Source organism: Bradyrhizobium sp. 41S5, assembly GCF_011516665.3.
Lineage (GTDB): Bacteria > Pseudomonadota > Alphaproteobacteria > Rhizobiales > Xanthobacteraceae > Bradyrhizobium > Bradyrhizobium quebecense.
The window spans coordinates 6,685,275-6,697,936 of the sequence record NZ_CP083721.1 but is presented as its reverse complement, the minus strand read 5'-3'; the positions used below and the strand labels follow the sequence as shown (position 1 = coordinate 6,697,936).

13 protein-coding genes are annotated in these 12,662 nt (G+C 66.0%); 10 read left to right on the top strand and 3 right to left on the bottom strand.

From position 1 onward, the window contains the following. The first annotated feature begins 139 nt into the window (after positions 1-139). The gene (locus HAP47_RS32195) at positions 140-1,063 is read left to right on the top strand and encodes a LysR substrate-binding domain-containing protein (RefSeq protein ID WP_173641116.1); all 924 of its coding nucleotides are present in this window, start codon (positions 140-142) and stop codon (positions 1,061-1,063) included. Between the two features lie 250 nt (positions 1,064-1,313). Then, positions 1,314-1,664 (top strand): hypothetical protein, encoded by a 351-nt coding sequence (locus tag HAP47_RS32190; RefSeq protein ID WP_231168513.1) that lies wholly within the window; start codon positions 1,314-1,316, stop codon positions 1,662-1,664. A gap of 9 nt (positions 1,665-1,673) precedes the next feature. On the opposite strand, the gene HAP47_RS32185 is transcribed toward HAP47_RS32190, so the two are convergent. Together HAP47_RS32185 and HAP47_RS32180 are read right to left on the bottom strand one after the other, a co-directional pair. Continuing rightward, positions 1,674-2,387, bottom strand: coding sequence for a type 1 glutamine amidotransferase (locus tag HAP47_RS32185; RefSeq protein WP_173641117.1), 714 nt, complete (start codon positions 2,385-2,387; stop codon positions 1,674-1,676). An 84-nt stretch (positions 2,388-2,471) separates the two neighbouring features. After that, complete coding sequence (locus tag HAP47_RS32180; protein WP_231169021.1) at positions 2,472-3,446, bottom strand: hypothetical protein; 975 nt, start codon at positions 3,444-3,446, stop codon at positions 2,472-2,474. Positions 3,447-3,895: 449 nt separating this feature from the next. On the opposite strand from HAP47_RS32180, the gene HAP47_RS32175 reads away from it, so the two are divergent. Beyond that, complete coding sequence (locus HAP47_RS32175) at positions 3,896-4,444, top strand: cytochrome b (RefSeq protein ID WP_173641118.1); 549 nt, start codon at positions 3,896-3,898, stop codon at positions 4,442-4,444. Between the two features lie 15 nt (positions 4,445-4,459). Here the strand turns inward: HAP47_RS32175 and HAP47_RS32170 are convergent, their stop codons facing one another. Continuing rightward, positions 4,460-4,987, bottom strand: a complete 528-nt coding sequence (locus tag HAP47_RS32170) for an Lrp/AsnC family transcriptional regulator (RefSeq protein ID WP_210285325.1) — start codon at positions 4,985-4,987, stop codon at positions 4,460-4,462. Positions 4,988-5,074: 87 nt separating this feature from the next. On the opposite strand from HAP47_RS32170, the gene ald reads away from it, so the two are divergent. The 7 genes from ald to HAP47_RS32135 all read left to right on the top strand — a co-directional run bounded on the left by ald (position 5,075) and on the right by HAP47_RS32135 (position 12,568). Then, a complete protein-coding gene (ald, locus tag HAP47_RS32165) occupies positions 5,075-6,190 on the top strand; it encodes an alanine dehydrogenase (protein WP_173641120.1) in 1,116 nt (371 codons plus the stop codon). Between the two features lie 446 nt (positions 6,191-6,636). Then, positions 6,637-8,028 carry a 3-isopropylmalate dehydratase large subunit gene (gene leuC / locus HAP47_RS32160; protein WP_173643020.1) on the top strand — a complete coding sequence of 464 codons (1,392 nt, stop codon included), beginning with the start codon at positions 6,637-6,639 and terminating at the stop codon, positions 8,026-8,028. Continuing rightward, positions 8,028-8,678 carry a 3-isopropylmalate dehydratase small subunit gene (gene leuD, locus HAP47_RS32155; protein WP_173641121.1) on the top strand — a complete coding sequence of 217 codons (651 nt, stop codon included), beginning with the start codon at positions 8,028-8,030 and terminating at the stop codon, positions 8,676-8,678. Before leuC ends, leuD begins: the two co-directional genes overlap by 1 nt. Continuing rightward, the gene (leuB, locus tag HAP47_RS32150; protein WP_173641122.1) at positions 8,675-9,808 is read left to right on the top strand and encodes a 3-isopropylmalate dehydrogenase; all 1,134 of its coding nucleotides are present in this window, start codon (positions 8,675-8,677) and stop codon (positions 9,806-9,808) included. The genes leuD and leuB overlap by 4 nt, the downstream gene beginning before the upstream one ends. Then, complete coding sequence (locus tag HAP47_RS32145; protein WP_173641123.1) at positions 9,808-10,869, top strand: ABC transporter substrate-binding protein; 1,062 nt, start codon at positions 9,808-9,810, stop codon at positions 10,867-10,869. Before leuB ends, HAP47_RS32145 begins: the two co-directional genes overlap by 1 nt. Further along, positions 10,866-11,699: an ABC transporter ATP-binding protein gene (locus HAP47_RS32140; RefSeq protein ID WP_173641124.1), complete on the top strand. Its 834-nt coding sequence runs from the start codon at positions 10,866-10,868 to the stop codon at positions 11,697-11,699. The genes HAP47_RS32145 and HAP47_RS32140 overlap by 4 nt, the downstream gene beginning before the upstream one ends. Continuing rightward, positions 11,696-12,568, top strand: coding sequence for an ABC transporter permease (locus HAP47_RS32135; RefSeq protein ID WP_173641125.1), 873 nt, complete (start codon positions 11,696-11,698; stop codon positions 12,566-12,568). The genes HAP47_RS32140 and HAP47_RS32135 overlap by 4 nt, the downstream gene beginning before the upstream one ends. The last annotated feature ends 94 nt before the right edge of the window (positions 12,569-12,662 follow it).

Below are 12,662 nucleotides of genomic sequence, written 5' to 3'. Positions count from 1 at the left end.
TTCGCGGCGATTTCGCATGGCTGACCGGCTGCGCGTGTTGCCCCTTGGAGCATCCGCGTTTTGGCGCCAAGATCGAGAAACGGACCTGGGAGGTCAAATACCGCTTTGACCCGTCACTTATAGGGAAACGGAATAAGCGATGGATTACAGGCAGCTTCGCTACTTCATCGCGGTGGCCGAAGAACTCAGCTTCAGCCGCGCCGCCAAGCGGCTGCATGTCAGCCAGCCGCCGCTGAGCACGCAGATCAAGGCGATGGAGGAGGAGCTCGGCACCCAGCTGTTGTCGCGGACACGGCGTGCGGTCGAACTCACCCAGGCCGGCCAATTGCTGCTGGAACATGCACGGCGTGCCGTCAGCGAGCTCGACCTCGCATCGGAGACCGTGCGCCGCGCAGCGCGCGGCGAAGCCGGCGCGGTCCGTGTCGGCTTCACCGACTCGGTTCCGATGCTCGACATGTTCGCCGAACTGTTCCGCAGCTTCCGCGGCAGCTATCCGCGGGTGAAGATCGAACTCAGGCACATGTCGACGGCAAAACAGCTGCAGGCGCTCGCCGACGCCGAACTCGACGTCGCGATCATGCGGCCGCCGCTGGATTTCCGGCCCGCGGCCGATCTGCAGGTTCATGTCGTCTGGCGCGACCGGCTGATGGTGTTCCTGCCGATCGATCACCCGCTTGCCGCCGCGCCCGGCAAACTCGGCGTTGCGGACCTCGCCGAGCACGAATTCGTCGGCATGGCGGAGAGCGGTTGCGGCGTCGGCGACCAGGCGGCGATGCTGTGCCGGCGCGCCGGCTTTGCGCCGCGGATCGCGCAGGAGGCGCATGAGCTGCGCACGGTGCTCAGCCTCGTCGCCGCCGGGATCGGACTTTCGATCCTGCCGTCCTGTTACCAGCAGGCCGGCGTCATGAACGTTGTCGCGAAAGCGCTGGACACGCCGGATGCGGAGAGCCGCATGCTTGTGGCGATGCGCTCGAACGCCTCGCTGCTGCCGCGCCGGTTCGTCGAATGCGCGCTGCGAAGTGCGCCGCCGCTGGTCTCCGAGGTCGCCGCGGCGATCCGCTGATCGAGCCGTGCCGAGGGCGATCGCTCGTGCCTCAGATGGCGGCCTGCCCGGCGTGGCGCGCGACGGGTCCGCGCTCCCATACTTTCGTCGGCCGTAGTCTCCCGGAATGCAGTCTGGCGTCGCTCTTGCATACTTCAATGCAAGGTGCTGGGGCGCCGCTTCGTCGTGTTTCGCCCGCGACGGCAATCTCGCCGGCGAACGGTAGGTGATGCGCGTCCGCAGCTGGATCGACACTTGCGGAGACGACACCATGCACGCCATGACGCGTGCGGCACTGCTGCTGGGAGCGATGTGGTTGACATCGCCGACCCTGGCGCGCGACGACGGCCGCTACGCCAATTCACCTCTGAAGCCCTGGTTTGAAAGCCTGCACAGCGGCTACGGACAATGCTGTTCCGACGCCGACGGATCCGTGGTCGCCGATCCGGACTGGGAGTCGGACCACGGCCATTATCGCGTGCACATCGACGACGAATGGGTCGTGGTGCCGAACGAGGCCTTGATCACCGAGCCGAACAAGATCGGCCGAACCATGGTGTGGAAGCACTATATCGACGGCCACCCGCGCGTGCGCTGCTTCATGCCGGGCAGCATGACCTGAAGCGCTGTCTTACGCGGGCGTATGGCCGGTGAGGAAGCGCGTGACCACGCCGCCAAGCGTGGCGTGGTCGAGCGGTGCGGCGAGCGATGCCTTGGCCGTCTCGACCACGACATCGGGCGCGAGGCCGCGGCGCAGGTCGCACAGCGCGTCGGCATAATCGACGGTGAATTCCGGGTGCGGCTGCACCGACAGCGTGATGCCGTTGGCATAGAGCAGCCCGGCATGCGGTGTGAACGCGGACGCCATGATGGTGCGTGCGGAGGCGGGCGGGGTGATCACCTGGTCCTGATGCGAGGCGGCCGCCGCGACCGTCTCGCCGTCGATCAGCCCGTTGTCCGGCGCCAGCTGATAGACGTGGCGGCCGATGCCCCAGCCCTTTTCTGATTTGCGCACGGTGCCGCCGAGCGCTTGCGCGATCAGCTGGTGACCGAAGCAGACTCCGACCATCGGAATGCGCTTGTCATGGGTGGCGCGCACGAAGGCTTCGAGCGGCGCGATCCAGGCGACATCGTCGTAGACACCGGCCGCCGATCCCGTGATCAGAATCGCATCCAGTGTGGCCGGATCCGGAAGTGCCTCACCGTTGGCGACGCTGACGACGTCGCAGGCGATCGACGGATCGGCTGCGGCCACCATCCGCTGGAACATCTGCGGATAGCTGCCGTGGCGCTCGCGGAATTGCGGACTGACGAGCCCGGTTTCGATGATGGTGATGCGGGGCATGGAACGCGCTGACGGATGGGCGGGATGCCTCAGCGTTTACTCCGGAAGCGTTGACGGCCGCAAGCCGTGCGGCGCGGCCGCCGCTCAATTCCGCGACGGCGCCGCCGCGTCGATCGTTGCGGTGTGCTGCGCCGCCGGCGTCGTGCTGAAGATCGCCGGTATCGGGCTTTCGATCGCCGGCGTCGTCGCGACGATCGCAGGCTCGGTGCGGTAACGCGGCAGCTGATCCTCGAGCGAGTAGCCGACGCAGAGCGCGAGGCTCGACCAGACCGCCATGCTGAAATACAGCGACATCCACGCGATCTCCTCGCGCCATTCGGCGATGTCGTGGGTCACGACCCAGCGCCGGCTGACGTCGCGCAGGCCTTCGAGCGGATGCAGCAACGTGCCGCCGGCGGCGAGGTTGGCGCGCCAGCGGTTCAGATACATCGGGACGTCGACGGTCATCAGGAAGGCGAGGAAGGCGGCGATGCCGACGATCGCGACGATGAAGGCCCAGCGCACCGGCCCATGAAACTGGGGCAGCAGCCGGCACAGCGCGATCCCGACCAGGAAGAACACCACGGCCCAGATCGAGTTCTCGATCGCGTTGCAGAGATAATGGGTGGTCAGCACCGCATACCAGGAGAAGCATTCCGCAATCACGATCAACGGCACGATGATCCAGGCGATGTTGATGGTGGTCTCGGCGCCGGTCATCGTGCCGAGCTGATACAGGACGATCGCCCATTGCGCGGCGAAGCAGACCTCGGCGACGGTCGCGACGGTACGGCCGACCACGACGCTCGACAGCCAGGTGTCGAACAGGCAGATGCGCTGCACGTCGGCGCGCGGCAGCACCGAGCGGAAGGCGCAGCCGAACACATAGGCCGCGCAGAGCAGCAGCATCAGGCCGATGCCGGACGTATTGCTGAGGCTACCGTTCGACTGCTCGTGGAACTGTCGGTACAGCGCGAACCAGATCGCGATGTTGGCGGCACTGACGAGGCTCAGGAAGCCCCACCACCGGACCACAGGATTCGACCAGGCCAGCGAAACCGGCCGCGCCCGCCACTCCATGCTCATTCACCGCTCCGCGTGTAACCGAACTGATATTGAATTGTAGCAATTCTGTCATAGAAGGCAGCGTATCACGACTAAAAAATGCGTGTGGCGCGGGGCCGGGCGGCTCCGATTGTGACAGCGACCGCGGTTTGTGACAGCGAGCGCGTGGCGAGCCCTCCGTTCGTCATTTCGGGACGCGGGGTAACCTCTTCGTCATTCCGGGATGTGCCGAAAGCGCAGGCCCGGAATCCATCGGGCTGCCGTGTTGCGGTTGAATGGATTCCGGGCTCGCGCTTCGCGCGCCCCGGAATGACGATGGAGGGAGCCCAGCCTTCGCGATCGTGATCGAAGGTGACGCCCGCCCCCGTAGGCAGGCGTCGCGCGATCATCTATTGAACGGCCTTCCTTTTTCGGCCGAACCCGCACGGGCTGGCTGCAAGCGAAGGCGCCTTGTGACGACGGACATGACGGCCAGCTACGATCCGCTGTTACGCAGGATTCACTGGGCGACGGCGGTGCTGTTCATCGCGGCCATGCTGATCGGGCTCTATTGCGGGCTGCAGCCGGCGGGGACGTCGCCGCGGCGCGAGCTGCTCGAGGTGCACAAGTCGCTCGGCGTCACCCTGTTCTTTCTGGCGATCCTGCGGCTGATGGTGCGCGCCGTGACCACGGCGCCGCCGGAGCCGGGCTCGTTCTCGCCGCTGGTCAGGATCGCAGCACGGCTCAATCACTGGGCGCTCTACGCCATCCTCTTCGTGATGCCGGTGACCGGATACATGTTCTCGTCGGCCGGCGGCTATTCGCTGCGCTATTTCTGGACCTTCAGCTGGCCGCGCCTGTTCGCCGACAACAAGGCGGTGGCGGAGGCCGGCGAGCTGGCGCATGGCCTGCTTGCCTACTTTGTTTATGCCGTGGTCGCGCTGCATATCGCGGCGACGCTCTGGCATGTCGTCGTCAAGAAGGACGAGACGCTGGCGCGGATGTGGCCGCGCGCGAGCCGTAATCCGTTCTGACGCTGCGATCGACCCTCAGCCGCGCAGGGCAGTTTCCGGGATCGTTCGGCGGACCACCTCGCGCATCGCGAAGCTGGAATGGATGCGGGCGACGCCCGGCATCCGCGACAGATGCTGCTTGTGGATGCGCTCGAAGTCGGCGATGTCGCGGGCGATCACTTGAAGATGATAATCGTCGCTGCCCGACATCAGGTGGCAGGACACGACGTCGGGACAGCGTGCGATCGCGGCCTCGAAGGCTGCGAGATAATCCTCGCTCTGCTTCTCCAGCGTGATGGTGACGACGACGGTTGTCACGAGGCCAAGCGTTGATGGTTCGAGGTCGACGCGGTAGCCGCGGATCACGCCGATTTCCTCGAGATGGCGGATGCGCCGCGCGCAGGCGGTCGGCGACAGCCCGACTTTCTCGGCGAGCTCGATCTGGCTGGCGCGAGCGTCGGCGACCAGCTCGGCAAGGATTCTGAGATCGATACGATCGAGACCGTCCACGCAGTTTTCCTTCGAAGGCTGAGCTGGAAACGAAGGATATGAGCGGATCTGCATGTGCACAAGCCGGAATTCGCTGAGAAACGCCGTGTGACGGGGAATAGCCTTGAGGGTAACGGAAACGAATCCTTCAAGGAGCGGACCATGCGGATCGGCGTGCCCAAGGAAATCAAGGTCGAGGAATATCGGGTCGGGCTGACGCCCGCCTCGGTGCGGGAATATGTGGCGCACGGCCACGAAGTCGTGGTCCAGCGCGGCGCCGGCGACGGCATCGGTGCCGGCGATGACGTCTACACCCAGGCCGGCGCACGGATTGCCGACGCCGCCGAAGAGGTGTTCTCGGTCGCCGAGATGATCGTGAAGGTGAAGGAGCCGCAGCCGTCCGAATGGATCCGGCTGCGCGAGGGCCAGATCCTCTTCACTTATCTGCATCTTGCGCCCGACGTGCCGCAGACCGCGGGGCTGATCGCCTCCGGCTGCACGGCGGTCGCCTATGAGACCGTGACCGACGCGCATGGCGGGCTGCCGCTGCTCGCGCCGATGAGCGAAGTCGCCGGCCGGCTGGCGATCGAGGCCGCGGGCGCTGCCCTGCGCAAATCCGCCGACGGCATGGGCAAGCTGCTCGGCGGCGTGCCCGGCGTTCCGCCGGCGCGCGTTGCGATCATCGGCGGCGGCGTGGTCGGCACCCATGCGGCGCGCATGGCCGCCGGGCTCGGCAGCGACGTCACCATCCTTGACCGCTCATTGCCGCGGCTCCGCGCGCTCGACGACCTCTTCCTCGGGCGTGTCCGCACCCGTTACGCCACGCTGGAAGCGATCGAGCAGGAGGTTTTCGCGGCTGACGTTGTGATCGGCGCGGTGCTGGTGCCCGGCGCCAGCGCGCCAAAGCTGGTGTCGCGCGCACAGCTCGCAGGCATGAAACGCCGTGCGGTGCTGGTCGACGTCGCGATCGATCAGGGCGGCTGCTTCGAGACCTCGAAGGCGACCACGCACCAGGCGCCGACCTATCTGGTCGACGACATCGTGCATTATTGCGTCGCCAACATGCCGGGCGCGGTGCCGGTCACCTCGAGCCATGCGCTCAACCACGCCACCTTGCCGTTCGGACTGGCGCTGGCCTCGGAGGGACTGCGCGCGCTGGTCGAGGATCCGCATCTGCGCGCCGGCCTCAACGTCCATCGCGGCCGCATCACCAACCGCGCGGTGGCCGAAAGCCAGCATCTGTCGGCCGTGATGCCGGAAGAAGCGCTGGCGTCGTAGGGCGAAATCCGAAAGGTCTCATTGCAGCGCCGGTTCAACCTCCCCTTGAAGGAGGGAGGTCGCTTTGCTCGTCAGAGCAAAGCGGGTGGGGATCTGCTCTCTCCACATGGAGCGTCGCCTGCGGCGGACCCCCATCCCAACCTTCCCCCTTTCAGCGGGAAGGAGAGGATGGATTTCGCCGCGGATGCGGCTAACTCCCCCGACTGCGCTGAGCCTGTCATCGGGTGCGCGTTCGCACGACCGGTTCGCTGGTTCCGGGCTACGGCTTTGTCAAGCTGCCCAAGCGCAGCCCTCCTTCCATGGCATGCTTGCCACTCGGCTCTGGCCGGGCGGTCGCCTGCGTGATTTGATGTGCGCAACGCAAGCCGCGCAAAGCGGCGATCAGCGCGCGCCGCGGGCCTCAAGAAGCCGAAGGGAGGACTGTCTTGGAAAAGACCGGTCGTACAATGCTGGCCAAGATCTGGGATCAGCATGTCATTGCCCGCCTGAGCGAGGACACTGACCTCCTTCATATCGACCGCCATCTGCTGCACGATCTCGGCGGCTCGCGCGGCCTGCTCGATCTCAAGAGCCGTGGCCTCAAGGTTCACAATCCCGAACTGACATTCGCGACGCCGGATCATGCGTTGTCGACGGCGCCCGGCCGCGCCGGAACCAGCAAGATCGGCATGGAATTGCTGGCCGCGCTGCGGGCCGAGACGGCGGCGAGCGGCATCACGCTGTTCGATGTCGATCAGCCGGGCCAGGGCATCGTCCACGTCATCGGGCCGGAACTCGGCTTGAGTCTGCCGGGCGCGACGATCGTCTGCGGCGACAGCCACACCTGCACCCATGGCGGCCTCGGCGCGCTCGCCTTCGGCATAGGGTCGAGCGAGCTCACCCATGTGCTGGCGACGCAGGCGCTGATCCAGCGCCGACCGAAGACACTGCGCGCGCGCTTCGAGGGCAAGCTGCCGCTCGGCGTCACCGCCAAGGACATGATCCTCGCGCTGATCGGACATATCGGTGCGGCCGGCGGCACGGGTTACGCGGTCGAATATGGCGGCAGCGCGATCCGGGCGCTGCCGATCGAGGGACGGCTGACGATCTGCAACCTCTCGATCGAGCTCGGCGCCAAGATGGGCATGGTGGCGCCGGACGAGACAACCTTCGAATTCCTGCGTGGCCGCCCCTACGCGCCGCAAGGCGGGATGTGGGATCTCGCGGTCAACGCATGGCGCGAACTGCCGAGCGATCCCGACGCGGTGTTCGACCGCGAGGTCGTGATCGATGTCGAAAAGATCATCCCGCAGGTGACTTGGGGCATCAGCCCCGAGCATGTCGTCGGCGTCGATGGCGTCATTCCCGATCCGAAGACGGTCGACGATCCGGCGCGGCGTGCCGCGATCGAGACCGCGCTTGAGTATATGGGCCTGCAGGGCGGCGCGCCGATTGCCGGCACGCCGGTCGACTGGGTGTTCATCGGCTCGTGCACCAATAGCCGGCTGAGTGATCTGCGCGCCGCGGCCGAGGTCGCGCGCGGCCGCAAGGTTGCCGCCGGGGTCCGCGCCTGGGTGGTGCCGGGCTCGGAAAACGTCAAGCGCGAGGCGGTCGCCGAAGGGCTCGACAAGATCTTCATCGATGCCGGGTTCGAGTGGCGCGAGCCCGGTTGCTCGATGTGCCTTGCCGCCAATGGCGAGGTGGTGGCGCCAGGGCAGCGCTCGGTCTCGACCTCGAACCGCAATTTCGTCGGCCGACAGGGGCCGCGCGCGCGGACCCATCTGGCGAGCCCCGCGAGCGCGGCGGCGTCCGCGATTGCCGGCGCGATCGCCGATGTCAGGACGATGGGACACCAGTGATGCCGAAACCGTTCGACAAGCTCACCGGAACCGCCGCGCCGATCATGCGCAGCAATATCGATACCGATGTGATCATCCGGATCGAACGCCTGGTCGGCAACGGAATCCGCGGCACGCTCGGTAAATGGGCGTTCGGCTCGCTGCGCTATCTGGCCGACGGCTCGGAGAATCCGGATTTCATCCTGAACCGCGAGCCCTACCGGGAGGCGGAGATCCTGGTCACGGGGCCGAACTTCGGCTGCGGTTCGTCGCGCGAGGGCGCGGTGTGGTCGCTGCAGGAGCGCGGCATCCGCGCTATCATCGGCTCCGGCTTCGGTGACATCTTCTTCGCCAACTGCTTCCAGAACGGAATCCTGCCCGTCGTCTTCGACAAGGCTGTGGTGGATCAGCTCGCCGCCGACGTCGAGGCGACGCAGGGCGCCGGCAAGGTCTCGATCGACCTCGAGGCCCAGACCATCGTCTCGCCGTCGGGCGCTCGGCATTCGTTCGAGATCGACCCGCGGCGGCGCGAAGGGCTGTTGAAGGGCCTCGACGAGGTGGCGCTGACATTGCAGCGCGACGACGAGATCCACGCCTTCCAGGCTTCTGACCGCACGACGCGGCCCTGGATTCATTTCCAGAAGACACCCGTTTCAAGGACATCTGCATGAGCACGCAATCCAACATGGTCAAGGTCGCCGTCGTCGGCGGCGAGGGCATCGGTCCCGAGGTCACCGCGCAGTCGCGCCGCGTGCTCGAGTGGTTCGCGACCAAACGTAACGTGCCGATGACCTTGCGCGAGGCGCAGTACGGCCTGATCCCGTATCTGGCGACCGGCAAGGTGCTGCCCGAGGACACCACGGAGGCGATGGACGAGGCCGACGCCATCCTGTGGGGCGCGACCGGCGGTCCCGAGACCACCGAAGTGCCGGCGGCGGCGCGCAAGGCGGGCAGTCTTTTGGGGCTGCGCAGCAAATACGATCTCTACGCCAATCTAAGGCCGATCGTCGCGAATCCGGCGCTGTCGGCGTCGGCGCCGCTCAAGCCCGAGGTGCTCGACGGCGTCGACTTCGTCATCATCCGCGAATTGACCAGCGGCATCTATTTCGGCGAGCCGCGCGGCATCGAGACATTGCCTGACGGCCAGCGCCGCGGCTTCAACACCGAGCAATACACCACCAGCCAGATCCGCCGCGTGGCGCGCTCGGCGTTCGAGCTGGCGCGGACCCGGCGCAACAAGGTCTGCTCGGTCGACAAGGCCAATGTGCTGGAGACCAGCGTGGTCTGGCGCGAGGAGGTGATCAGGCTGCACAAGGAGGAGTTCTCTGATGTCGAGCTGACCCATCTCTATGTCGACAACGCCGCGATGCAGATCGTGCGCGAGCCGCGGCAGTTCGATGTCATGGTGACAGGCAACATCTTCGGCGACATCCTGTCCGACTGCGCGGCGATGGCGTCAGGCTCGCTCGGCATGCTGCCGTCGGCCTCGCTCGGTCCGGTGGATCGCTTCGGCCGGCGCAAGGCGCTCTACGAGCCGGTGCATGGCAGCGCGCCCGATATCGCGGGCAAGGGCATCGCCAATCCGCTCGGCTCGATCCTGAGCGTCGCGATGCTGTTGCGCCTCACGCTGAACCGGCCCGAGGATGCCGACCTGCTGGAGCAGGCGGTGCACACCGCGCTCGCTTCCGGCGCGCGGACCGCCGATATCGCCGACGCCGGCGCGAAGAAGCTCTCGACCGTCCAGATGGGCGACGCGGTGCTCGGCGCGCTCGACAAGATCTCGGCCAAGGAGCACGCGTGATGGCGCGCCTCACCATGCCCCATGTGTCGAGGCGATCAGCCCTGACGGTGATCGCCGCCGGCGGCGCGGCGCTGGCGACCGGGCGTGTATGGGCGCAGGCGGCGACCGGGCGCGCGATCTATCCTGTCGCAGTGCCGGTCTATCAGACGCAGTTTGTTGCGGACCGCATCGGATACTTCAAGGAAGCCGGGCTCGACTGCAAGCTGGTGCAGGGCGGCAGCGGCGTGAAGACCCGCGAGATCATCGCCTCGTCGCAGGGCGACATCGGGATCGGCGACGTCACCCATCCGATGCAGCTGACCAATCACGGCCGCGCTGCGCGCGTGCTGCTGCCGGTCGACACACGGTCGAACTCGGTGATGTTCATCCTGCGCAAGGATCTGAAGGACCAGGGCATCAACACGCTGGAGGCCTTCACGCAATGGAAACGGCCTGACGGCCGCAAGCCGATCGTCTCGGTCTCCTCGCTCGGCGGCACCAACCATGTCTGGGCGTCCTACTACATGGAAACCATGGGACTGGACGACAAGGTGACCTGGATCGGCACCGGCAATGTCGACACCATGCTGGGATCGCTGAAGTCGAAGCAGGTCGATATTCTCGTCAGCTCGCTGTCGCTGTTGAACGAGGCGCAGCAGCAGGGCTGGGGCGAATTGCTGTTCGACGGCACCGACGAGGCGATCTGGAACAAGCATATCGGCGGCAAGGTGCCGGTGACCGCGCATTTCACGCTCCAGGCCACCATCGACAAGGACCCCGCCAAGATGCAGGCCTACGTCACCGCGCTGTGGCGCGCCTCACAATGGATCAAGACGCACAAGCCGGCGGAGGTCTACGACGCCATCGAGCCCTATGTCGGCAGCACCTCGCGCGACGCCAACCTGCTCGAGATCACCGCGATCCAGAAGGTCGCGGACTATGAGGGCATTGTCGACGCGGCGAGCTTCGCGCGCGGCGAAAAGGTCTGGTTCCGCGAGATGACCGGCATCAAGCCGCTCAAGATCGCCGACGTGGTCAACTCGAACCTCATCGACACGGCGCGAAAGGCCTATCCGGGTTGAGCGTGCTCGAGACGAGCGCACCCTTGTCGCCGCGCGCCTCGGCCGACCGCCGCGTCGAGGTCAAGGGCCTGAGCAAGTCGTTCCAGCTCGCGAAGGCTACGATCGAGGCGGTTCGCGACGTCAGCTTCGACGTCCGCCGCGGCGAGTTCGTCGCGCTGCTCGGGCCGTCGGGCTCGGGCAAAAGCACCGTGCTCAACATGATCGCCTCGCTGATCCGCCCGACCGGCGGCGAGATCCTGATCGACGGCAAGCGCGTCGTCCCCGGCAAGGCGACGCCCAATGTCGGCTATGTTTTCCAGCGCGACACGCTGTTTCCCTGGCGGACCGTCGCCGACAATATCGGTTACGGGCTGGAGCTATCCGGAGTGCCGGCGCAGGAACGGAAGCAGCGCATCGCGGAATGCGTCGCGCAGGCCGGGCTGAAGGGATTCGAGAACGCCTATCCGTCGGCGCTGTCCGGCGGCATGCGGCAGCGCGCGGCACTGATGCGGACGCTGATCGTCGAGCCGCAGATCCTCTTGATGGACGAGCCGTTCGGCGCGCTCGACACCCATACCAAGATCGACATGCACGAGGTGCTGCTTCGGATCTGGGAGCGCGAGCAGCAGACCGTGCTGTTCGTCACCCACGATCTCGGCGAGGCGCTGACATTGGCCGACCGCATCATCCTGTTCTCGGCGCGCCCGGGCCGCATCAAGGATATGTTCGAAGTCGACTTCGCCCGTCCACGCGATGCGGTGAAGGTGCGCGAGACTCCGCGCTATGCCGAGCTATTCCAGCACATCTGGCACTCGCTCGGGGAGGAATTCGTCAAGGGTCGCAGCGCATGAAGCGATACGGCATGCTCGGTACGATCGGCTGGCAGGTCCTGATCTGCGCGATCGTGCTGTCAGTGTGGCAGTGGGGTTACGACCTCCGCACGAAGCTGCCGTGGTTGGTGCCCGATCTGCTCGATCCGTACTTCATCTCGAAGCCGTCGATGATCTTCGACAATTTCCTGATCCAGAGCTGCCTGACGTCCAAGCTCGGCGTCTTCAACGGCTGGTTCAACGGCGATTTCGCAAAGTGCCTGGCGCGCAACGAGAACAATCTCTGGGCCGCTACGGCGATCACCCTGAAGAACACCTTCTTCGGATTTGTCACCGGCGTGGTCAGCGGCTTCGTCGCGGGGCTGATCCTCGGGCGATCCGACCGTCTCAGCGCGATCTTCCAGCCCTTCATCACCGCGGTGAATTCGATCCCGCGGATCGCGCTCGCGCCGATCATCGTGCTGGCGTTCGGGATCGGCGACATGTCGAAGATCGTGACTTCCTGGATCGTCGTGGTGTTCCTGGTGTTCTTCAACACCTTCGAGGGCGCGCGCTCGATCGACGAGGGCTTTACCCACGCGGCGCGGCTGCTCGGCGCCAGCGAGTGGCAGATCACCCGTACCGTGGTGATCCCCTCGACCATGGCTTGGGTGTTCGCCTCGCTGACACCTGCGATCTCGTTCGCGCTGATCGGCGTGATCGTCGGCGAGTTCATCGGCGCCGAGCGCGGCATCGGCCGCCTTATCATCGAGTCGGAGGCGCGCGGCGAGGCCTCCGGCATGATGGTCGCGGTCGTGGTGCTGATGCTGGTCGGTGTCGTGCTGTCGGCGATCATCTGGCGGCTGCAGGCCTATCTGCTGCGCTGGCAGCGGCAGCGCAGCGCCGACTAAAGCGCGATGAGATTAGGTTGAATCATCGTCGCGCAAAAGCTCCTTGTTTGAGCATGATCTTTTCGGAAAACCGCTTCGCACTTTTCCGGATCAT